Source organism: Xanthobacter sediminis (assembly GCF_043195015.1).
Lineage (GTDB): Bacteria > Pseudomonadota > Alphaproteobacteria > Rhizobiales > Xanthobacteraceae > Xanthobacter.
In genome coordinates this window covers 1-20,714 of sequence record NZ_JBAFWH010000008.1, presented here as the reverse complement: position 1 = coordinate 20,714, position 20,714 = coordinate 1, and the positions used below count along the sequence as shown (strand labels likewise).

The 20,714-nt window shown below is 69.8% G+C and carries 17 protein-coding genes; 12 read left to right on the top strand and 5 right to left on the bottom strand.

Annotation, left to right across the window (positions count from 1 at the left end; genetic code table 11):
• Nucleotides 1–2 precede the first annotated feature (2 nt).
• The 4 genes from V5F61_RS12030 to V5F61_RS12015 all read left to right on the top strand — a co-directional run bounded on the left by V5F61_RS12030 (nt 3) and on the right by V5F61_RS12015 (nt 5,126).
• Complete coding sequence (locus V5F61_RS12030) at nt 3–755, top strand: enoyl-CoA hydratase-related protein (RefSeq protein ID WP_393989708.1); 753 nt, start codon at nt 3–5, stop codon at nt 753–755.
• Between the two features lie 104 nt (nt 756–859).
• Nucleotides 860–1,672, top strand: coding sequence for an IclR family transcriptional regulator (locus tag V5F61_RS12025; RefSeq protein WP_393989707.1), 813 nt, complete (start codon nt 860–862; stop codon nt 1,670–1,672).
• 28 nt (nt 1,673–1,700) lie between these two features.
• A complete protein-coding gene (locus tag V5F61_RS12020; RefSeq protein WP_393989706.1) occupies nt 1,701–2,927 on the top strand; it encodes a CaiB/BaiF CoA transferase family protein in 1,227 nt (408 codons plus the stop codon).
• 558 nt (nt 2,928–3,485) lie between these two features.
• Nucleotides 3,486–5,126: a Na+/H+ antiporter gene (locus tag V5F61_RS12015; protein ID WP_393989705.1), complete on the top strand. Its 1,641-nt coding sequence runs from the start codon at nt 3,486–3,488 to the stop codon at nt 5,124–5,126.
• A 17-nt stretch (nt 5,127–5,143) separates the two neighbouring features.
• Here the strand turns inward: V5F61_RS12015 and V5F61_RS12010 are convergent, their stop codons facing one another.
• The gene (locus V5F61_RS12010; RefSeq protein WP_393989704.1) at nt 5,144–6,064 is read right to left on the bottom strand and encodes a LysR family transcriptional regulator; all 921 of its coding nucleotides are present in this window, start codon (nt 6,062–6,064) and stop codon (nt 5,144–5,146) included.
• A gap of 124 nt (nt 6,065–6,188) precedes the next feature.
• Here V5F61_RS12010 and V5F61_RS12005 point away from each other — a divergent pair, with 124 nt between their 5' ends.
• Both V5F61_RS12005 and V5F61_RS12000 read left to right on the top strand, forming a co-directional pair.
• Nucleotides 6,189–7,022, top strand: coding sequence for a DODA-type extradiol aromatic ring-opening family dioxygenase (locus tag V5F61_RS12005; RefSeq protein ID WP_393989703.1), 834 nt, complete (start codon nt 6,189–6,191; stop codon nt 7,020–7,022).
• A 92-nt stretch (nt 7,023–7,114) separates the two neighbouring features.
• A complete protein-coding gene (locus V5F61_RS12000; protein ID WP_393989702.1) occupies nt 7,115–7,516 on the top strand; it encodes a DoxX family protein in 402 nt (133 codons plus the stop codon).
• Nucleotides 7,517–7,568: 52 nt separating this feature from the next.
• On the opposite strand, the gene V5F61_RS11995 is transcribed toward V5F61_RS12000, so the two are convergent.
• The 3 genes from V5F61_RS11995 to V5F61_RS11985 all read right to left on the bottom strand — a co-directional run bounded on the left by V5F61_RS11995 (nt 7,569) and on the right by V5F61_RS11985 (nt 9,972).
• Complete coding sequence (locus V5F61_RS11995; protein ID WP_393989701.1) at nt 7,569–8,123, bottom strand: GNAT family N-acetyltransferase; 555 nt, start codon at nt 8,121–8,123, stop codon at nt 7,569–7,571.
• Nucleotides 8,123–8,779 carry a GntR family transcriptional regulator gene (locus V5F61_RS11990; protein WP_393989700.1) on the bottom strand — a complete coding sequence of 219 codons (657 nt, stop codon included), beginning with the start codon at nt 8,777–8,779 and terminating at the stop codon, nt 8,123–8,125. The genes V5F61_RS11995 and V5F61_RS11990 overlap by 1 nt, the downstream gene beginning before the upstream one ends.
• A 191-nt stretch (nt 8,780–8,970) precedes the next feature.
• Nucleotides 8,971–9,972 (bottom strand): MDR family oxidoreductase, encoded by a 1,002-nt coding sequence (locus V5F61_RS11985; protein WP_393989699.1) that lies wholly within the window; start codon nt 9,970–9,972, stop codon nt 8,971–8,973.
• Between the two features lie 189 nt (nt 9,973–10,161).
• Here V5F61_RS11985 and V5F61_RS11980 point away from each other — a divergent pair, with 189 nt between their 5' ends.
• Entirely contained in the window at nt 10,162–11,610 is a 1,449-nt protein-coding gene (locus tag V5F61_RS11980) for an NAD-dependent succinate-semialdehyde dehydrogenase (RefSeq protein ID WP_393989698.1), read from the top strand.
• A 96-nt stretch (nt 11,611–11,706) separates the two neighbouring features.
• Here the strand turns inward: V5F61_RS11980 and V5F61_RS11975 are convergent, their stop codons facing one another.
• The gene (locus tag V5F61_RS11975; protein WP_393989697.1) at nt 11,707–12,834 is read right to left on the bottom strand and encodes an aminomethyltransferase family protein; all 1,128 of its coding nucleotides are present in this window, start codon (nt 12,832–12,834) and stop codon (nt 11,707–11,709) included.
• Nucleotides 12,835–13,612: 778 nt separating this feature from the next.
• On the opposite strand from V5F61_RS11975, the gene V5F61_RS11970 reads away from it, so the two are divergent.
• The 5 genes from V5F61_RS11970 to V5F61_RS11950 all read left to right on the top strand — a co-directional run bounded on the left by V5F61_RS11970 (nt 13,613) and on the right by V5F61_RS11950 (nt 20,558).
• On the top strand, nt 13,613–15,946 hold the full coding sequence (locus V5F61_RS11970; RefSeq protein WP_393989696.1) for a DUF1989 domain-containing protein: 2,334 nt from the start codon (nt 13,613–13,615) through the stop codon (nt 15,944–15,946).
• Between the two features lie 298 nt (nt 15,947–16,244).
• Nucleotides 16,245–17,927: an APC family permease gene (locus tag V5F61_RS11965; protein WP_393989695.1), complete on the top strand. Its 1,683-nt coding sequence runs from the start codon at nt 16,245–16,247 to the stop codon at nt 17,925–17,927.
• Nucleotides 17,928–17,938: 11 nt separating this feature from the next.
• Nucleotides 17,939–18,526 carry a dimethylamine monooxygenase subunit DmmA family protein gene (locus V5F61_RS11960; RefSeq protein WP_393989694.1) on the top strand — a complete coding sequence of 196 codons (588 nt, stop codon included), beginning with the start codon at nt 17,939–17,941 and terminating at the stop codon, nt 18,524–18,526.
• On the top strand, nt 18,523–19,479 hold the full coding sequence (locus tag V5F61_RS11955) for a PDR/VanB family oxidoreductase (protein ID WP_393989693.1): 957 nt from the start codon (nt 18,523–18,525) through the stop codon (nt 19,477–19,479). Before V5F61_RS11960 ends, V5F61_RS11955 begins: the two co-directional genes overlap by 4 nt.
• Before the next feature lie 17 nt (nt 19,480–19,496).
• Complete coding sequence (locus tag V5F61_RS11950; protein ID WP_393989692.1) at nt 19,497–20,558, top strand: heme-dependent oxidative N-demethylase family protein; 1,062 nt, start codon at nt 19,497–19,499, stop codon at nt 20,556–20,558.
• The last annotated feature ends 156 nt before the right edge of the window (nt 20,559–20,714 follow it).

Sequence of the window (20,714 nt, the reverse complement as noted above, 5' to 3'; positions counted from 1 at the left end):
CCATGACCGACAGCCTCGTCATCACCGATCCGCACCCCGGCGTGCGCCTTCTCACCCTCTCGCGCCCGGAGCGACGCAACGCCCTCGACCGCGCCACCTACCGCGCCCTGGGCGCGGCGCTGAAGGCCGCCGACGGCGACGACGCCGTGCGCGCCGTGGTGATCACGGGCGCGGGCGGCTGCTTCACCGCCGGCAACGACCTCGCCGACTTCCAGGATACGACCAATGCGGACGAGCCCAGCGCGGGGCTCACCTTCCTCGGCATCCTCTCCGCTTTCGGCAAGCCGGTGGCAGCGGCGGTGGAAGGCTTCGCGGTGGGCATCGGCACCACCATGCTGCTCCATTGCGATCTGGCCTATGCCGGGGCCGGCGCCCGCTTCCGCCTGCCGTTCGTGAACCTCGGCCTGTGCCCCGAGGGGGCATCGAGCTACCTGCTGCCGCGTATCGCCGGCACCAAGCGCGCGGCGGAGCTGCTGCTGCTCGGCGAAGTGTTCGGGCCGGAAGAGGCGGCCGCGGCCGGCATCGTGAACGCGGTGACCGCGGAGGGCGGCGCCCTTTCCCGCGCGCTGGAGAAGGCGCAGGCGCTGGCGGCCCTGCCGCCGGAATCCCTCGCCACCACCAAGCGCCTGCTGCGCCATGCCACCACCGAGCCGGTCGCCCGCGCCCTGGCGCTGGAGGCGGAGCACTTCCACGCTTTGCGGCTCAGGCCAGCGGCTCAGGCGGCGTTCGCGGCATTCTTCAAGAGGCAGGGATGAGCGATGCAACCCGCTCCGAATCCTCGATAATAGGGGTCCCTGCGGCTCCCCGCCGGCGCGCCCGCGCGCGCGGCGAGGCCCAGGACGGAACCGGAAGCCCCACCATGAGCCCGAACGACACGCCCCCGCCCGACATCGACGCCGACGGCGAGGGCAAGGACGACCGCCACTTCGTCACCGCCTTGGCGCGGGGGCTGGAAGTGCTCGCCTGCTTCAAGCGGGGCGAGACCTTCCTGGCCAACCACGAGATCGCGGAGCGCTGCAAGCTGCCGCGCTCCACCGTCTCCCGCCTCACTTACACATTGACGAAGCTCGGTTATCTCCATTTCGTGGAGGAGGTTGGCAAGTATCGCCTCGGCACCCAGCTCATGGCGCTGAGCACGGTGGCGCTGGGCGGGCTCGACGTGCGGCAGATCGCGCGGCCCGCCATGCGCGAGCTCGCGAACTTCTCCAACGCCACGGTGGGCCTGGCGGTGCGCGACCGGCTTTCCATGCGCTACGTGGAGTGCCTGCGCGGCCCGGCCGCCATCTCCCTGAACATCGATGTGGGCGTGCGCATGTCCATGGTGCGCTCCTCCATCGGCCGCGCCTACATCTCCGCGCTCACGGAGGCGGAGCGTGCGGCGCTGTTCGAGGAGATCAAGATGCTCGATCCCCTCGCCTGGCCGCAGGTGCGCGCGGAGCTGGAAAAGGCGATGGCAGACCACGCCACCCTCGGCTGCTGCTGCTCCTTCGGCGACTGGCAGGCGAGCGTGAGCGCCATCGCGGTGGGCTTCCGCCCCGGCGGCGGGCTGCCGCCCATGGCCATCAACTGCGGCGCCCCCACCGTCATTTCCGAACCCAGATTCCTGCTCGACGAGGTGCGCCCGCGCCTCATCGAGATGGTGCGCCGCCTCGACGGCGTGATGGGCGCCTGACACCCCGCTTTCCCCGGAGTCCCCTTTCATGAGCGAAGCCGTACCCGAACGTGATGCCCTGGACCTGCCCCTCGCCGGCGTGCGCGTGCTCGACCTGTCGCGCATCCTCGCCGGGCCTTGGTGCGCCATGGTGCTGGGCGACCTGGGGGCGGAGGTGGTGAAGGTGGAGCATCCCGCGCGCGGCGACGACACCCGCGACTGGGGCCTTCGGACGGGGGAGACCAACACCTCCTATTTCGACAGCGTGAACCGCAATAAGCGCTCCATCGGCGTCGATCTCGCGACCGCCGAGGGCCTCGCCCTGGTGAAGGCCCTGGCGCGGGAGGCGGACGTGGTGGTGCAGAACTTCAAGACCGGCGGCGCCGAGAGGCTGGGCCTCGGCTATGCCGACCTTTCCGCCGAGAACCCCCGTCTCATCTATTGCTCCATCGCCGGCTACGCGCCCGACGGCGCGGAGGCGACCCGCCCCGGCTACGATCTCGTGGTGCAGGGCGAGGCGGGCCTGATGGCGCTCAACGGGGAGGCGAGCCAGCCGCCGCTGAAGTTCGGGGTCGCGGCGGTGGACCTCTTCACCGGCCAGTATGCGGCCCAGGCGGTGCTCGCCGCCCTCTACCAGCGCGAGCGCACCGGACGCGGTCGCAAGGTGGAGCTGGCGCTGTTCGACTGCGGCCTCACCCTCACCAGCTATTACGGCCTGGAGGCCCTGGCCCAGCGGCAGGACCCGCCGCGCTACGGCAACGCCCATCCCTCCATCGTGCCCTACGGCGTGTTTCGCGCCGCCGACGGGCCGCTGGTGCTGACCGTGGGCAACAATGCCCAGTTCAAGCGCTTCTGCGAGGTCATCATCGCCCGTCCGGACCTGCCGGCCGATCCGCGCTTCGCCACCAACCTGGAGCGCTCGCGCAACCGCGCCGCGCTCCTGCCCATTCTTGAGGCCGAGCTTCTGAAGCACAGCCGCGCCGACCTGCTGGCGGCGCTCAAGGCGGCGGACATTCCCGCCGGCGAGGTGCTGGGCCTGCTCGAAGCCCTTTCCTCGCCCCGCGCCGCCGAAACCGGCATGGTGGTGCGCCGCCCCGCCGCGGACGGCGCCGCGCGCCACGTGCTTGCCCCGCCCTATCGCCTCGACGGGCGCCGCGTGCCGGTCCGCCGCATGCCGCCGGCCCTGGCCGAGAGCACGGCCGATGTGCTGACCCACATGCTGCACCGCCAGCCGGAGGAAATCGCTACCCTCACGCGCAGCGCCGTGGTGCGCTGAGCCCGCCGGGCGCCTGCCACCTTCACGCATGCCGTGACAAGGAAAAGACCGGGCGGTGCCGGCGCATTTCCCGAAACCGCGCCGCCTGAGCGAGCGCGGCGGGCATGCCCTCGCCCCGTGCTGGAGCCAGCATCCGCGCAGCATCGCACGGGGTCTTCGGCAGGCGGTGAGAAGAAGACCATCCACGGCATCGATGCCGGAACCCCGCACACGCGCGCCACGGCCAGCGCACTCTGGTGAAGCCCGTCGCGCCGGAGCCACACGGCCCTCGACGGCCGGAACCATCCCTTCCCCCTAAGACCTATCGCCGCGCCCCGGCCGAGCGCCATGGCCGCGCCATTCAGGGGTGGTAGTGAGGAACAAGCCTCGAATCGCGCCCTCGGCCGCCGGCCCCTCCGCCCCGGCCAGGGTGTGTCCCGCGCGAGAGCCGGACGAGATCCGCCCTGGAGCTGCCTTTCGGCACTCTGGCGGCTGTCGTGCGGCAATCGCCGGCATGGTCCTCCACGCGGAGCCTTCACCGGCCTTCGCTCCCGATCCCGCCGCCCAAAGCCACATGCCATGAGCACCATCACCGCGACCCTGCTGCTTCTCCTCGGCGTCGTCCTCAGCGGCTCCATCACCCGCGCGCTGCCGGTCCCGGTGCCGCTGCCCCTGGTCCAGATCGCCCTCGGCTTCGCCATCGCGGCGGTGGCGGATCTCGGCGTGGAGCTGAAGCCGGACATCTTCTTCCTCCTGTTCCTGCCGCCGCTCCTGTTCCTCGATGGCTGGCGCATCCCCAAAGAGGGGCTGCTGAAGGACAGGGGCACCATCCTGGAGCTGGCATTCGGGCTGGTGGTGTTCACGGTGCTGGGGCTCGGCCTGTTCATCAACTGGATGATCCCGGCCATCCCGCTCGCCGTGGCCTTCGCGATCGCCGCCATCCTCTCGCCCACCGACCCCATCGCCGTGTCCGCCATCGCCGCGCGCGTGCCCATCCCCAGGCGGCTGATGCACATCCTGGAAGGCGAGTCCCTGCTCAACGACGCATCGGGCCTCGTGTGCATGCGCTTCGCGGTGGCGGCGGCGCTCACCGGCAGCTTCTCGCTGGTGGAGGCGGCGGGCACCTTCGCGTGGCTGGCCATCGGCGGCATCGCCATCGGCACGGCGGTCACGCTCGGGGTGACCTGGGCGAAGAACTGGCTGACCCACCGCCTGGGCGAGGAAACTGGATCGCAGATCCTCATCAGCCTGCTGATTCCGTTCGCGGCCTACCTGCTGGCCGAGCACCTGCATTGCTCGGGCATCCTGGCGGCGGTGGCGGCGGGCGTCACCATGAGCTACGCCGAGCAGACCGGCCAGGCGCTCGCCATCACCCGCATGCAGCGCGGCGCGGTGTGGGACACCGTGCAGTTCGCCGCCAACGGCATCATCTTCGTGCTGCTGGGCGAGCAACTGCCCTCCATCATCTCCGGCGCGGCGCGGGTGGTGCGCGAGGCCGGGCACCACGAGCCCGTGTGGCTGCTCGTCTACGTGCTCGCCATCAACCTGGCGCTGGCGGCGCTGCGCTTCGTGTGGGCGTGGGTGTCCCTCAACTTCACCCTCTATCGCGCGGCGCGGCGCGGCCACAGCGTGGAGCGGCCGAGCTGGCGCCTCGTCGCGGTCACCGCGCTCGCCGGGGTGCGCGGCGCCATCACCCTCGCCGGCGTGCTCAGCCTGCCCATCTTCATGAACGACGGCTCCTTCTTTCCAGGACGTGACCTCGCCATCTTCCTGGCATCGGGGGTCATCATCGTCTCGCTGGTGGCGGCGAGCATCGGCCTGCCGGTGCTGCTGAAGGGTCTCGAGCTGCCGCCGGAGCCCACCCACCGCAAGGAGGAGGAGCGCGCCCGCGCCGCCGCCGCCCATGCCGCCATCAAGGCCATCGAGCAGGCGCAGCACGAGCTGGGTGAGGGCCGGCGGGACGCCGACCTCTACACCGACACCAGCGCCCGGCTCATGGAGGTCTACCGCCAGCGCATCGACGGGCGGGCCCGCACCGGCGCGGATGGCGAGCTCTACCGCAAGGCCGAAAGCGTGGAGCAGGAGCTGCGCCTCGCCGGCCTGCGCGCCGAGCGGCGGGAATTCTACCGCCGTGGGCGCGCCAACGAGCTCTCCGACGAAATGGTGCGCAAGCTGGTGCGGGAGATCGACCTGCAGGAGACGCGCATTCTCGCCGAATAGGAGCGCGCGGGGCGGCGTCAGCCGCCTTCCTGCGTCCGGCCGCCACGCGCAACCTGCGCCAGATGCTCCGCCATCCAGCGGCCGGCGGGGCCGAGGGCGTCGCGGGTGCGGTGCACCACGCACATGGGCAGGCGGATGCTCCCCGCCCGCCCGTCCCAGTCCTCCGGCACGATGCGCACCAGCGCGCCCGAGGCGAGGTCCGCCTCCACCATGTGCAGCGGCATGGAGCCGAAGCCCAGGCCCGCCCGCAGCATGGCGAGCTTGGCCCCGAGGTCACCGATGCGCCAGGTCTGCGTGGCGTGCACGCCCCGGTCGGGCTCGCCGGCACCGGCGCGCTCGGTGAGCACGAGCTGCACGTGCTCGCGCAGGTCCTCCGCCGGCACCGGCCCTGGGCGCCCGGCCAGCGGATGGGAGGGCGCGGCCACCAGCACCAGTTCCACCTCCAGGAGCGGCGTGCGGTTCAGCACCGAGGTGTCGGTGGCCGAAGCCACCACCACGCCAAGTGCGCAGCCGCCCGTGCTCACCCGCCGCACGGCGCCGGAGAGGCTCTCCACATAGAGGCGCGTCTGCACCGTGGGGAAATGGGCGCGGAAGCCCTTCAGCGCCTCCACCAGCACCGGCACGGGAAACATGGCGTCCACCACCAGAGACAGCTCGGGCTCCAGCCCGCCGGCGATGCCGCGCGCCTCCGTGCGCAGGGCGCCCACCGCCTCGGCGATGCGCCGTGCCCGCGGCAGCAGGGCGCGGCCGGCCTCGCTGAGCGCGGGACGGTAGGCGGCACGGTCGAACAGCTCCACGCCGCACTGCTCCTCCAGCCGCTGCACCGCGTAGGTGACTGCCGACTGGGTGCGGTTCATGGCCCGCGCCGCGGCGGAGAAGCTGCCCGTCTCCACCACCGTGAGAAACACCTGAACCTGATCCAGGGTCAGCCCATCCATGACACTATCGATTTTTCTGATGAAAACTGCCGAAACTTTCCCAGTTTTTTTCGATTAGGGAAAGCCCCAAGTTCCCTTCACGAAAACGGCGCCCGGCGCCGGCACACGAGAAAGGGACAACGCCATGTCCACCACCGAAAAGACCGCTGCGAAAAGGTGGCCCACCCTGTTCATCGCCCACGGCGGCGGCCCCTGGCCCTTCATGGAGCCATCGCCCGACCCGTCGGCGCGCTGGGACGGCCTTGCCCACTACCTGAGCGGGCTCGATGCCGCCCTCGGCGAGCGGCCCAAGGCGGTGCTGGTCATCTCCGGGCATTGGGAGGAGGGCCGGCCCACGGTGAACACCGCGCCCCATCCCGGCATGCTGTTCGACTATTACGGCTTTCCCGCCGACACCTACCGGCTGAGCTATCCGGCGCCCGGCTCGCCCGAGCTTGCGGCCCGCGTGCGCGGCCTGCTGGAAGACGCGGGCATCGCCACCGGGGAGGATGCCGCGCGCGGCTACGACCACGGCGTGTTCATCCCGTTCATGCTGATCTATCCGCAGGGCGACGTGCCGATGGTGCAGCTCTCGCTCCAGCGCGATCTCGATCCGAAGGCCCACATCGCCCTCGGCCATGCCCTGGCCCCGCTGCGGGACGAGGGGGTGCTCATCGTCGGCAGCGGCATGAGCTTCCACAACCTGCGGGCCTTCTTCACGCCCGATCCGCGGGTCGCGGCCGCCGCCGAGGCGTTCGACGGCTGGCTGACGCAGGCGGTGGAGGAAAAGGACCCCGCCACCCGCGAAGCGCGGCTCGCAGCCTGGGCCTCGGCCCCCGCCGCCCTCGCGGCCCACCCGCGCAGCGAGCACCTGGTGCCGCTGTTCGTGGCGGCCGGCGCGGCCGGCACCGATCCCGGCCGCCGTACCTTCCACGACCACATCTTCGGCAAGGCGTATTCCGGCTTCCAGTTCGGCTGAGCCTCACCGTCGGTCTTCCGCGTCCTGTCGGCGAGCAGGGCGCGTTCTGCCCCTGCCCTCGCCGACCTCAACATCACCAACTGGGTATCATCATGCTTTCCAACGATTTCTTCGACGCCTGGCGCCCGCGCATCCTGTCCGTGCTGCGCATCATCGCCGCGCTCATGTTCATGGCCCACGGCACAGCCAAGCTGTTCGCCTTCCCGCAGGTGCCCATGTTCGCCAACCTGCAGCTGTTCTCGCTGTTCGGCGTCGCCGGCGTGATCGAGCTGGTGGGCGGCATCCTGCTGGCGCTCGGCCTGTTCACCCGCCCGGTGGCGTTCATCCTCTCCGGCCAGATGGCGGTGGCCTACTTCCTGGTCCACGCCCCGCAGAGCTTCTTCCCGATCCTGAACGGCGGCGAGCTGGCGGCGCTCTACTCCTTCGTGTTCCTTTACTTCGCCGTGGCCGGCGGCGGCGCCTGGAGCCTCGACGCCCTGCGCCAGAAGGACTGACCCCCGACCAAGACACGCTCCCCGCCGCCCCGGCCCCGCCGGGGCGGCGCTTTCATGCGCCCTCTCCTCCGGCCAGCAGGTTCAGACGCATGGCGCACCGGCGCGCGACCGGCAGTCCAGACGCGGCCTCCTCGGCCAGAACCGCACGCAGCGGTGCCGACACCGCCTCCGGCGGCAGCTCCACGAAGCCGAGGCGCCGATAGAACGGCCCGTTCCAGGGCACATCCCGAAATGTGGTGAGGGTCACCGCGCACAACCCAAGCCGTTCCGCATGGGCGCGAACCGCGACCACGAGGGCCCGGCCAATGCCCCTGCGCTGCCAATCGGCATGGACCGACATTTCCCGGACATGGAAGGCATCGCCCAGCACGGCGCCATTCACGAAGCCGACGGGCATATCGGCGGCATCCACCGCTACGAAGGCGTCGCCGGCGGCAATCATCGCCCTGTGGGCCTGCTCATCCTGCACGGGACCGTCCGCGATCCAGCCAAGGCCGGCGACGGCGCGAAACGCCCCGGCCGCGGAGCGTTCGATGTCCGGCAGCGCCGGTGCATCCCCGGCGCGGGCTTGCCGCACGGTGTGCACGACGCCGCGGCCCGGCACCATCAGGCCGTGCGGAACATCATGTCGATGCGCGTCTCGCTCGCCCGGCGGATGTGGATGCGGGCGGCATTCTCCGCCTCTTCGGCTGCGTGGGCGGTGATGGCGTCGAGGATGGCGCGGTGTTCCTCCAGCGCCGCCGGCGAGCGGCCGTTGGCCTCGAAGGTGGTGCCGGGCAGAAGCGTCAGCGCATCGGCGAGCTGCGCCAGCGCCTGCGAGAGGTAGCGGTTGCGCGCCGCCTCGTAGATGGCCTGATGGAACAGGCGGTTGAAGCGGGCGGTCTCGCCGGGGTCGTCGAGCACCTCGGCGCTCTGGTCCAGCAGGTCGGCCATGGCCTTGACCTCCGAGGGCGAGGCATATTGCGCGGCGAGGGCGGCCGCCGCCCCCTCCAGCACCGCACGCAGGAAGTAGATCTCCCGCACCTGTTGCATGCTGAACTGAGCCACCGCGAGACCGCGGCCGGGCACCAGCTCCAAGAGGCCGTCCGCGGTGATCCGCCGTATGGCTTCCCGGATGGGCGTGCGGCTAACCTTGAAGTGCTCCGCGAGGTCCGCTTCCCGCAGACGCTGGCCCGGCTGGAACTCTCCCGACCGGATCGCATCGCGAATGCGCTGATATGCGTATTCCGCACGGGAAAGATTGGTGTCCGAAGGCTCGTCCATGGTCCTCTGCGTCGTCTGCGGAGCTGCCGGCGTCACCCCCGTGGTCCGCCGGCATCAGCCGTATCCTGCCGTATACTTCGACTTTTCTTCGGCCGCACCCCTCGCGAGAGCGCCAGCGCGCTCATGTCGCGGCACGGGACAGCCGCGCGGACGCCCTTGCGGTAGCCCGTAACGGCAGCACCGGCGCGGGCCTACAGGGCGAGCCCGCGCACGTTCACCACCGTGCGCCCGCGCACATGGCCCGCGAGAATCTCGCCGGCAAGAGCGGGTAGATCCTCCAGCCCCACCTCGCGGGTCACCAGGGCGAAGTCCGCCTCAGTGAGCAGCGCGGCAAGGCGCGTCCATGCCGCCAGCCGCCGCCCGGTGGGACAATTCACCGAATCGACCCCGAGCAGCGCCACGTTGCGCAGGATGAACGGAAACACCGTCGTGGCAAGCTCGGAACTTGCCGCGAGCCCGCAGGCGGCCACCGCGCCGCCATAGGCGGTGGCAGCCAGCACGTTGGCGAGCACCGCTCCGCCCGCCGTATCCACCGCGCCGGCCCAGCGCTCGCCCGCCAGCGGCTTGCCGGGGCTCGCATATTCAGCCCGGTCCACGATCGCCGTGGCGCCGAGGCTCCGCAGGAACTCCTCCTCACTGCGCCGGCCGGTGAGCGCGCTCACCTTGTAGCCGAGGCGCGAGAGCACGCGCACCGCCACCGAGCCGACGCCGCCGGCCGCGCCCGTCACCAGCACCTCGCCGCCGGGGGCGATGCCGTGGCGCTCCAGCGCGTCCACGCACAGCATGGCGGTGAGGCCGGCGGTGCCGAGCGCCATGGCGTGACGGGCGGAAAGGCCCTGCGGCAGCTTCACCAGCCAGTCGCCCTTCACCTTCGCCCGCGCGGCGAAGCCGCCCGACCAGCTCTCGCCCACGCCCCAGCCGGTGAGCACCACCGCATCCCCCACCGCGAAGCCGGGATGGGCGCTGGCACGCACCGTGCCCGCGAAATCGATGCCCGGCACCATGGGGAAGGTACGCAGGATGCGCCCGAGCCCCTTCAGCGCCAGCCCGTCCTTGTAGTTGAAGGAGGAATATTCCACGTCCACCGTCACGTCGCCGTCGGGCAGGTCCGCCTCGGTGATGTGCTCGAGGGCGATCGCCTGCCCGCCTTCGGTCTTGCGCGCCACCAGGGCACGGAACGTCTCGTCCGCCATGGAATTCTCCTCCCGCTGCGGCCGGGAGGGCCGTGTCCAGCCGGCCCTTCCCTGCGCGTGGTGAAATTGCCTATTGCGCCCGCGCGCCGCGCACAAGCCCCGACGGCACGGGGAAGAGGGCGCTTCATGCCGGTCGGCGCGAGGGCTATAGGTGGCGCACGCGGCCAAGGTCCTTCACGAGGAACGCCCATGCTTGCCCATGTCGCCTATCCCCATGTCCAGCTCCACATCGACGGCATATGGCGTGATGCCGAGGGGGGACGCCGCATCGCGGTCGTGAACCCCGCCACGGAGGAGGAGATCGGCACCGTCGCCCATGCCTCCATCGCCGACCTCGACGCCGCGCTGGAGGCCGCCGGGCGCGGCTTCGCGCTCTGGCGGAACGTCTCCGCCTTCGATCGTTCCAAGCTCATGCGGCGGGCGGCGGAGCTGCTGCGCGAGCGCGCCGGCGACATCGCCCGATTGATGACGGCGGAGCAGGGCAAGCCCCTGAACGAGGCGCGCGGCGAGACCCTGGCCGCCGCCGACGTGATCGAATGGTTCGCGGAGGAAGGGCGGCGGGCCTATGGCCGCGTCATCCCCGCCCGCGCGCCGGGGGTGTACCAGCTCGTGATCAAGGAGCCGGTGGGGCCGGTGGCGGCCTTCACCCCCTGGAACTTCCCCATCAACCAGGTGGTGCGCAAGCTGTGCGGCGCGCTGGCCGCCGGCTGCTCCATCATCGTGAAGGCGCCGGAGGAGACCCCAGCCTCGCCCGCCGAGCTGATCCGCGCGTTCGTGGATGCCGGCGTGCCGGCGGGCGTCATCGGCCTCGTCTATGGCGTGCCGGCGGAGATCAGCGAACATCTCATCCCGCACCCCGTCATCCGCAAGGTCACCTTCACCGGCTCCACGCCGGTGGGCAAGCAGCTCGCCGCCCTCGCCGGCGCGCACATGAAGCGCGTGACCATGGAGCTCGGCGGGCACTCGCCGGTCATCGTGTTCGAGGATGCAGATGTCGAGGCGGCGGCGCGGCAGATTGCGGCCGCGAAGTTCCGCAACGCGGGCCAAGTCTGCGTCTCCCCCACCCGTTACCTGGTGCAGGAGAAGGTCTACGACGCGTTCGTGGACGCCTTCGCGGCGGTCGCGGAGAAGGTGAAGGTCGGCGACGGCTTCGATCCCGAAACCACCATGGGGCCGCTCGCCAACGCGCGGCGCATCCCGGCCCTGGAAGCGCTCATCGCCGATGCCCGGCAGAAGGGCGCCGAGGTGGTGACCGGCGGCGCGCGCATGGGCAACAAGGGCTATTTCTTCGAGCCCACCGTCGTCACCGGCGTCACCCGCGACATGCGCATGATGAACGAGGAGCCCTTCGGCCCGCTCGCCATGATGCTGCCCTTCCACGATTTCGACGAGGCCGTCGCGGAGGCGAACCGCCTGCCCTATGGCCTCGCCTCCTACGCCTACACGCGCTCCGCCAGGACCGCCAACGCGGTGGCGGGCGCGGTGGAGGCGGGCATGATGACCATCAACCACCTGGGCCTCGCCCTGCCGGAGGTGCCGTTCGGCGGCATCAAGGATTCCGGCTACGGATCGGAGGGCGGATCGGAGGCCATCGAGGCCTATCTCAACCCCAAGTTCGTCTCCCAGGCGGGCATCTGAGAGCGGGAGCGCAAACGAAAGCGGCGGCCCGAAGGCCGCCGCTTGAAGGATGGCCCATGCCCTTCCCCGCGCGGGGAAGGGCCGCGCCGCGCCGGATCAGGCGCGCTCGTCCAGCGGATGGGTGCGCAGGCGCATGGGATCGTAGAAGGGCGTGCGCACCACGTTGGCCTCGAAGGTCTCGTCCCCGTCCTTCACGGTGAGCGCCGTGCCGAGCGCGGTGAAGCCGGGCTTCAGCGAGACCAGCGCCAGCGACTTCATGAGATGCTGGCTGTAGGTGACCGAGTTCACCACGCCCACCTCGGCGCCGTCCTTGAAAATCTTGGAACCGGGGGTCGCCGCCTTGGCGGAGAGCACCTCGATGCCAGCCTGGTGGGTGCGCTCGGTGCCCTTGCGCTTGATGAGCGCCTCCTTGCCCCGGAACGAAGGCTTGGACAGGTCCACCGACCAGTCCATGAGCACTTCCCACGGGGTGGTGTCCTTGTGCGGCATGTCGAAGGGGAAGAACAGGAGGGCGCCTTCCACGCGCACGATGTCGAGGCAGTCCCAGGACACCGGCATGACGCCGAGCGGCTTGCCCGCTTCCAGGATCTTGTCCCACAGCGCGACCGCGTCCTTGGCGGCGCAGAACACCTCGTAGCCGCGCTCGGCCGAGTAGCCGCCGCGGGCGATGGAGACCGGCACGCCGAACAGGGTGGTCTTGCCATGCCCGAAATAGGGCAACGCCTTCAGGTCCATGGGGGTGTGGGGCGCGAGGATGTCGAGCGCCTTGGGGCCCTGGAGCGAGAGGATGTGGACATCGTCGTCGCGCTGGAAGGAGACGTCGAAGCCCTTCGCCACCACCGGCAGCGCCTCCTCCAGCGCGCCGCCGCCGTGGGAGAGGCGGAAGGTCTCGGGGCCGTCCACATACACCAGCACGTCGTCGATGAGGCCGCCGGTCTCGTCCACCAGGGAGGCGATCATGGAGCGGCCGGCCGGCACCTTGGAAAGGTCGGCGGTGACCAGCTCGTTGAGGAAGGCGAGGGCATCCTTGCCGCTCACGTTGACCATCTTGAGGGCGGAGACGTCGATGAGGCCGGCCTTGTAGCGCACCGCCCCGGTCTCCTCGTAGGGGCAGGTGGCGTAGTGCTGGGGAATCGCCATGTTGTTCCACGATTCCTCAAGCTTCGAGCCGAGCTCGCGGTGACGCCCGTTGAGAACAGATTGGCGCCAAACGGTTTCAGTCATCCTCTTCCCCTCTTTGCACGTTCTCGGCGGCCGTCGGCCCGCTGCGTGGACACGGACGGAGGAAGGCAGCGGAACTGTGCGCGCAGGCCCCCGCCTGTGGCGCGCATCCTGAAAGGGCACCAATTTTCTGTCAATTACTTTTCTTGAGAAGAAATATATTGCGGCTTTTGCCTTAAATCTGGCGTCGGCATTTCCAGGCGCCGCGTCATTCGGCAGGAATGCTGCCCAAAAAATAATCGAAATATGCATAATCAATGGGCTTGCGCCATCTGCAATCGATGGCAGTGTGTTTCCGAAGTATCAAAAAAGTTCACTGAGGGGAACATAAGAAACAGAGGCTTCCGCCGCACCGCCCGTCCGGGCGGGTGGAGGAGTTTCGCATCACGTCCGGCCCGCGCCATGGGCGGCGCCGGATGTTTGAGCCTGGCCTCGGCCCCCCGCGGCGCCAGCCTTCCGTGGCGCCGCGGGGGTAGGCCCTTCCCGCACTCGTTGCCGGGAAGGGCCCACGCCCGCCCCCGCCGGGGCGGGCGCCTCACACGCCCGCGTCGCGCGCCGCCTCGAGGGGGAGCCGCGAGCGGGCTTTCGCCGCCTGTGGCGGCATCCTGCCCGGCATCGCTGCCGCAGGGTATCGATGCGCGGGCTTCACTGCGCCCGCCGGACGCGGCCAAAAGCCGGTGAGCGTGGTTCGCGGGCCCCTGGCAAAGCCCGCATCGTGTTTGAGTAAAACTCGCCTGGAGCCGGTCGAAGACCTGGGCCGGTGGTCTGAAAAGGGGGTGTGATGGACGCGTCTCTTCTGCCTGCGGCTGGTATCGGCGTGCCCCCTGGGCCGCGTATGGGCGGGCGTTCCCTGGGCGAGCGTTTCGTGGTGCGTGGCGGTGGCTGCGGCGTGGTCCAGCTCCATGCCGGCGACGCCATCACCATCGCCGATCCGGAAGGGCTGCAGGCGGCGCTGGTGTTCGCCATCGACGGCTCCGGCCGCCCGGCCCCCGGCGCCCTGGGCCTTGAGGCCGGCGCGGGCGAAAGCCTCGCGGCGGTGATCGCGGCGGGCGGCGAGGGCGCGACCGACGTGGCCCGCCTGCTCGCGGCGCGCGGCGTGGATGCCGCCGCGCAGAAGGCAGTAACGGTGCTTGCCGCCCACGAGATGCCCGGCGCCAGCGTCACCCTCACCAGCGCCACCGACCTCACGGTGGTGGTGGCCGCCCCCGGCGGCGCCATGGCGCCCGACGAGCAGGCGCCGCCCACCGAGATCGAGGTGGGCATCACCCGCATGCCCGGCGCCGAGCCGCCCCTTCCCCCGCCCCTCGCCCCGGTGAAGCTGGACCTGCGCGTGCCGGCGGCCGAGGCGCGGGCCTACCACGTGAAGGCGGGCGACTATATCCAGATCATCGACGTCTCCGGCCGCCAGTGCTCGGATTTCCTGGCGTTCGACGCCGCCGCGCTGGCCCGCGGCGAGGAATTCGGCCTCGACGGCACCACCACCCGCACGCTGATGGGCGCCGCCTATCCGGGGCCGGGCCTTCACTCCAAGTATTTCGACGAGCGGCAGGTCGCCCTGGTGGAGACCATCCGCGACACGGTGGGCCGCCACGACACCTTCGCCCTCGCCTGCTCGGCCAAATATTACGACGACATGGGCTATCCGGGCCACGCCAACTGCTCGGACAACTTCAACGCCGTGCTGGCGCCCCACGGCATCCGCCCCAAGCGCGGCTGGCCGGCCATCAATTTCTTCTTCAACACCGGCGTCGACCACACCAACTCCATCACCATGGACGAGCCGTGGTCTCGGCCGGGGGACTATGTGCTGCTGCGCGCGCTCACCGACCTCGTGTGTGCCTCCTCCTCCTGCGCCGACGACATCGATTCCGCCAACGGCTGGGAGCCCACCGACATCCACGTGCGCGTCTATGACGGCGCCGAGAACTTCTCCAAGGGAATTGCCTTCCGCATGAACGCCGAAGCCGAGCCGCGCCTGACGCGCGAAAGCGCCTTCCATCCGCGCATCGCCGAGAAGACCCGCAACTTCGTGGAATACCGCGGCTTCTGGCTGCCCACCTGCTTCACCGGCGAAGGGCCCATCGCCGAATACTGGGCCTGCCGCGAGAAGGCGGCCATCATGGACCTCTCGCCCCTGCGCAAGTTCGAGGTGACGGGGCCGGACGCGGAAGTGCTGCTCCAGCGCACGACGACGCGCGACATCCGCAAGCTCACGGTGGGCCAGGTGGTCTACACCGCCCTGTGCTACGAGCACGGCGGCATGATCGACGACGCCACGGTGTTCCGCCTCGGCCCGGCCAACTTCCGCGTGGTGTGCGGTGAGGAGTTCACCGGCAAGTGGCTGCGCGACAAGGCCGCCGAATGGGGCCTGAAGGCGTGGGTGAAGTCCTCCACCGACCAGCTCCACAACATCGCCGTGCAGGGCCCGCTCTCGCGCGAGATCCTGTCGGAGGTGATGTGGACCGCGCCCACCCAGGCCTCCATGGCGGAGCTGAAGTGGTTCCGCTTCGCGGTGGCCCGCCTCGGCGGCCCCATGGGCGCGCCGGTGGTGGTCTCGCGCACCGGCTACACCGGCGAGCTCGGCTATGAGATCTGGTGCCACCCCAAGGATGCCGCCGCCCTGTGGGACGCGGTGTGGGCGGCGGGCGCGCCGAAAGGCATGAAGCCGCTCGGCCTTTCCGCCCTCGACATGCTGCGCATCGAGGCCGGCCTCGTGTTCGCCGGCTACGACTTCTGCGACCAGACAGACCCGTTCGAGGCCGGCATCGGCTTCTCGGTGGCGAACAAGGACGAGGACTTCGTGGGCCGCGAGGCGCTGGCGCGCCGCAAGGCCAACCCGGCGCGCAAGATGGTGGGCCTCATCGTCGAGTCGAACGAGGACGTGGGCCACGGCGACCCGCTCTACGTGGGCCGCGCCCAGGTGGGCGTCGTCACCAGCGCCACCAAGTCGCCGATCCTGAAGGCGAACATCGCGCTGGCGCGGGTGGACGTGGCCGAGGCCGAGATCGGCAAGGCGCTGGAGATCGGCAAGCTGGACGGACAGCAGAAGCGCATTCCGGCGCGCATCGTGCCCTTCCCCCATTTCGACCCGCAGAAGACCCGCGTGCGCGCCTGAAGCACCAGCACAAGACCAGCGCTGCTTAGCCGGCGCTTTGGAATGTCGAATGAAACCCGCGCGACCCCGCGTCGCGCGGGTTTTTTGCATTCATGCAACCGTGTAAAATATTGATGCATGAAACATCTTGGTCAGAATCGCTGACCGAGATTCAGCACTCGAATCGCACCTTTTGCCTGGGAAATAGGCTCCGCCTGAGCAAAAAATCACCTCGACCTTACTTTGGGTCAGACGTATATCTTCATTGACAATAATTTTTCGTATGGAGAAACTCCCCTCCACAAAGAGGGGACAAACCATGAGCATTGCAGCGCTTAAGGACGCAGCAGCCGCCCCGGAAGCGGGCGAGCTCCAGCGCAAGATCAATTGGACAGGTGCATTCTGGATCGCCAGCGGCGTTCCGGCCCTGGTCCTGTTCTCCATCGGCGCCATCGGCGCCACGGTCGGCGCGCCCGCCTGGGTGGTGTGGATCGTCTCCATCCTGTTCGGCTTCATCCAGGCCTTCACCTATGCCGAGATCGCCGGCCTGTTCCCGCACAAGTCGGGCGGCGCCTCGGTCTACGGCGCCATCGCCTGGGTGCGCTACGGCAAGCTGCTGGCGCCGTTCTCGGTGTGGTGCAACTGGCTCGCCTGGTCGCCGGTGCTGTCCATCGGCTCGGGCCTTGCGGCGGGCTACGTGCTCTCCATCCTGTTCCCGGCGGATTCCGCCATCAACACCTGGTCGCTCACCCTCGTGAACCTCGAGTGGCTGAAGACCGGCCTTTCCCTGCGCATCAACGCCACCTTCGTCATCGGCGCCGCGCTGCTGCTCGTGGCCTTCGCCATCCAGCACCGGGGCATCAGCCAGACCGCCCGCGTGCAGGTGATCCTGGGGGTCGCGGCGCTGCTGCCGCTCATCCTCATCGGCCTCGTGCCGCTCGTGACCGGCGACGTGCTCGCCGCCAACCTCGGGCCGTTCGCGCCGCTGGCCAAGGACGAGGCCGGCCACGTGATCGCCGGCTCGTGGAACATGGCCGGCGTGACGCTGATGGCCGGCGGCCTCTTCATCGCCGCATGGTCCACCTACGGCTTCGAGACCGCCGTGTGCTACACGCGCGAGTTCAGGAACCCGGCCACCGACACCTTCAAGGCCATCCTCTATTCCGGCCTGCTGTGCATCTTCGTGTTCACGCTGGTGCCCATCGCCTTCCAGGGCGTGCTGGGCCTCGGCCAGATGGTGACGCCGGCGGTGCTGGACCCCCAGGGCAACGTGGTGACGCCGGCCGTCTATGACGGCATCCTCTCCGCCGACATCTACTCGGGCATGGGCGTGGCGAGCGCCATGGCCGGCATGCTCAAGGGCGGCCCGATCGTGCACAACGTGATCGTGGTGATGCTGATCTTCGCCCTCATGCTGGCGATCATCACCTCCATGGCAGGCTCCTCGCGCACGCTCTACCAGGCCTCCGTGGACGGCTGGCTGCCCAAGTACCTCTCCCACGTGAACGAGAACGGCGCACCCACCCGCGCCATGTGGACGGACCTCGGCTTCAACCTCATCCTGCTGATGATGTCCGACTACGTCTTCGTGCTCGCTATCTCGAACTGCTGCTACATCCTGTTCAACTTCCTCAACCTCAACGCGGCCTGGATCCACCGCATCGACCGGCCGGGCTGGGAGCGTCCGTTCAAGGCGCCCACTTGGCTGCTCGGCGGCGGCGCCGTCCTGTCCTTCGTGAACATGGCCCTGCTCGGCATGGGCGCCGACATCTGGGGCGCCGGCACGCTGGTGACGGGCCTCGTGTGCGCCGCCCTCATCCTGCCGGTGTTCATCTATCGCCACTACGTGACCGACAAGGGCCAGTTCCCGGCGGCCATGCTCGAAGACATGCACCTGAAGGCCGAGGAAGGTGCCGGAACCCGCGCCGGGCTGCTGCCCTACCTGGCGCTCCTCCTGGGCGCGGTGGTCGTCATCGCCGCCCATTCCATCGCGGTGTACTGAACGGAAACCAGATGAGCGACCAAGGGATCAAGAGCAAACCGGCCTACGGCAGGATCGCGGGCGACAAGGCTGCCCGCTATCAGCTCCTGCTGGTCGAGGGGGCGGACATTCCGGCCGAGGCGCTGGCGGAGGGGGTCGACCCCTCTGCCTTCGAGACCTGGACGGTGGCGCGCGCGAGCGCGCTGCCAGCCGCGCCCATCATGGACGAGGCGCCCGGCGCGGTGCGCCCGTTCCGCTCCGCCCAGCACCTCATGTCGGCGCTGGAGGAGCGGCTCGACCGCGAGACGATGGGACTGCGCGTCTACGCCATCGGCACCGAGCCGTTCCTGTGGGACGCCTTCAACATCGCCTCGGCCGCCGGCCTGTCCGGGCAGGAGACGCAGTTCGCCCACGTGGGGCCGAAGGCACGGCGCGTCTACTGCGTCCATTGCCGGACCATGTCGGAGGGCGTCACCACCTCCATCTTCGCCTGCGCGGGCTGCGGCGCCCCGCTGTTCGTGCGCGACCATTTCTCCAAGCGCCTCGCCGCCTACATGGGCGTGCAGGTGGACGCCGAGGCCCCCGGCGAGGTGCCCGCAGCCGAGGAGCTCTACAAATGACCGGCCCCGCAACCCTCGCCGTGCGCGTGCGCGAGATCACCGAGCTCGCCCCCACCCTCAAGCGCTTCGCCTTCGAGCTCGCCCATGGCGGCGAGTTCCCCACCGCCCCGGCGGGCGGGCACGTGATGCTCACCCTGCGCGACGGCGCCAAGGTGATGAAGAACGCCTATTCGCTGGTGTCCGCCCCCGGCCAGCGGGCGCGCTACGAGATCATCGTGCGCAAGGTGGCCCAGTCGCGGGGCGGCTCCGCCTTCCTGCACGCCAAGGTCGCGCCCGGCGACGTGCTGGACATGGCCCTGCCCGCGAACCTGTTCTCGCTGGCCGCCACGGCGAAGAAGCACCTGCTCATCGGCGGCGGCATCGGCATCACGCCCATGCTCTCCTTACTGGCCGAGCTGAAGGCGCGCGGCGCCCGCTGCGAGATGCACCAGCTCTCCTCCGTGGACGAGGCCCCCGTGTTCGAGCGCCTGCTGGCGCCGTTCAAGGATGATGCCGCCGTGCACCTGCACACCGGCGGGCGCGCGACCTTCGATCTCGCGGGCCTGCTCTCGCGCCAGCCGCTCGGCACCCACGTCTATGTGTGCGGGCCGCACAGCCTGATGGATGCGGTGACCGCCACCGCGGCGGCTCTGGGCTGGCCCAAGGGCAAGGTGCACAAGGAGAGCTTCGGCGCCGCCAGCGGCGGCCTGCCGTTCAAGGCGCTGCTGAAGCGCTCCGGCATCGAGGTGGAGGTCAAGGAGAACGAGACCCTGCTCGAGGCCATCGAGGCGGCCGGCGTGGCCGCGCCCTGCCTGTGCCGGGGCGGCGCCTGTGGCGAGTGCGCCACCGCCGTGGAAGAGGGCGAGGTGGACCACCGCGACGACTTCCTCTCCACTGAAGAAAAGGCCGCCGGCAAGCTCATCATGCCGTGCGTGTCCCGCGCCCGAGGCCCGCGCCTCGTCCTTGATCTTTGAGCCGTGGAGGGGAAACGATGACCGTGCAGTTCAAGCCCGCCGAGACCTTCCGCGACACTTTCACCTACAAGAAGTCGCCGGAAGACATCCTGCGCTTTCCGTTCCCGTTCCCCGAGGACGAGTACATGTACTCGGTGAACATCGAGCCGCACGTGAAGGGCGGCCCCACCGCCGCCTTCCAGGCGGTGTTCGACATCGACGAGCACTACATCGCCGAGTGCCGCGAGCGCGAGCGGGTGCTGAAGGAGGACCCCAAGCGCTGCCAGGTGCTGCCCCACATGGCGACCGCCGAGTGGGACGCGCTGGAGCTCATCATGGAGAGCCTGGCGTCCGACTATCCCGAGCATTTCTCGCTCTCGAAGGCCGGAGACGTCTGGACCTGGGTGAACCGGCCGCTCGGCCTCCACCAGACCTTCACCTTCGGCAAGGCCGAGACGCTGCCCTACGGGCCGTTCGAGTACATCACCCGCCAGGTGCAGGGGGATTTCACCCTCCAGGACCAGCGCGACGACATGCTCTATGTGGACGGCGGCATGGTCACTACCCAGGCCGACTGGTCGTTCGAGTTCGACATCGGCATGAGCTTCATGGAGTGGCACGGCCCGGTGCCGCTGGCGCACGAGAAGGGCGTGTTCGAGCGCGCGCTCAAGTATCTGCTGCGCCTGCAGTGCGGCCAGCCGGTGCGCCGCCTCAACTGGACCATGACCATCAACCCGCGGCTCGACACCTCGCCGGAGAACTACCCGGTGTGGGGGCCCGACCGCACCACCGTCACGCCCGAGAACGTGGACGGCAAGGTGCACCTGCGCGTGGAACTGCAGACGCTCTACCGGCTGCCGCGCTCCAATGCCATCCTGTTCGGCATCCGCTGCTACCTCACCTCGGTGCAGGATATCGCACGGATTCCCAAGTGGCGGCGCCGCCTGCACCGGGTGCTGCGCGACCTGCACCCCGCGCTCGCCGAGTACAAGGGCATGACCCGCTACCGCCAGATGGTTGTTGACTACCTCGCCCCCATGGACGACGGCGCCCCCACCACCAAGGGCATCGCCCCGGACACCGACCGGCTCGAGGGCTGACCCGTCCACCGCCGGAAACGCTCCGCGGCGCGGCTGGCGCGCCGCGGACCCCTCCGGAGGGGTCTGCAAGCTTGGGTTTCGCGGGCCCTTCATGGGCTTCGCTCACGGGCACCGGCTCAAAGGCCCGTGCTGTTTGTGTGAAACCCGCTCCGCACC

What these genes read in the sequence shown, in the direction of transcription:
- V5F61_RS12030 (WP_393989708.1), top strand. Translation starts at nt 3, where the DNA reads ATGACCGACAGCCTCGTCATCACCGATCCGCACCCCGGCGTGCGCCTT.
- V5F61_RS12025 (WP_393989707.1), top strand. Translation starts at nt 860, where the DNA reads ATGAGCCCGAACGACACGCCCCCGCCCGACATCGACGCCGACGGCGAG.
- V5F61_RS12020 (WP_393989706.1), top strand. Translation starts at nt 1,701, where the DNA reads ATGAGCGAAGCCGTACCCGAACGTGATGCCCTGGACCTGCCCCTCGCC.
- V5F61_RS12015 (WP_393989705.1), top strand. Translation starts at nt 3,486, where the DNA reads ATGAGCACCATCACCGCGACCCTGCTGCTTCTCCTCGGCGTCGTCCTC.
- V5F61_RS12010 (WP_393989704.1), bottom strand. Translation starts at nt 6,064, where the DNA reads ATGGATGGGCTGACCCTGGATCAGGTTCAGGTGTTTCTCACGGTGGTG.
- V5F61_RS12005 (WP_393989703.1), top strand. Translation starts at nt 6,189, where the DNA reads ATGTCCACCACCGAAAAGACCGCTGCGAAAAGGTGGCCCACCCTGTTC.
- V5F61_RS12000 (WP_393989702.1), top strand. Translation starts at nt 7,115, where the DNA reads ATGCTTTCCAACGATTTCTTCGACGCCTGGCGCCCGCGCATCCTGTCC.
- V5F61_RS11995 (WP_393989701.1), bottom strand. Translation starts at nt 8,123, where the DNA reads ATGGTGCCGGGCCGCGGCGTCGTGCACACCGTGCGGCAAGCCCGCGCC.
- V5F61_RS11990 (WP_393989700.1), bottom strand. Translation starts at nt 8,779, where the DNA reads ATGGACGAGCCTTCGGACACCAATCTTTCCCGTGCGGAATACGCATAT.
- V5F61_RS11985 (WP_393989699.1), bottom strand. Translation starts at nt 9,972, where the DNA reads ATGGCGGACGAGACGTTCCGTGCCCTGGTGGCGCGCAAGACCGAAGGC.
- V5F61_RS11980 (WP_393989698.1), top strand. Translation starts at nt 10,162, where the DNA reads ATGCTTGCCCATGTCGCCTATCCCCATGTCCAGCTCCACATCGACGGC.
- V5F61_RS11975 (WP_393989697.1), bottom strand. Translation starts at nt 12,834, where the DNA reads ATGACTGAAACCGTTTGGCGCCAATCTGTTCTCAACGGGCGTCACCGC.
- V5F61_RS11970 (WP_393989696.1), top strand. Translation starts at nt 13,613, where the DNA reads ATGGACGCGTCTCTTCTGCCTGCGGCTGGTATCGGCGTGCCCCCTGGG.
- V5F61_RS11965 (WP_393989695.1), top strand. Translation starts at nt 16,245, where the DNA reads ATGAGCATTGCAGCGCTTAAGGACGCAGCAGCCGCCCCGGAAGCGGGC.
- V5F61_RS11960 (WP_393989694.1), top strand. Translation starts at nt 17,939, where the DNA reads ATGAGCGACCAAGGGATCAAGAGCAAACCGGCCTACGGCAGGATCGCG.
- V5F61_RS11955 (WP_393989693.1), top strand. Translation starts at nt 18,523, where the DNA reads ATGACCGGCCCCGCAACCCTCGCCGTGCGCGTGCGCGAGATCACCGAG.
- V5F61_RS11950 (WP_393989692.1), top strand. Translation starts at nt 19,497, where the DNA reads ATGACCGTGCAGTTCAAGCCCGCCGAGACCTTCCGCGACACTTTCACC.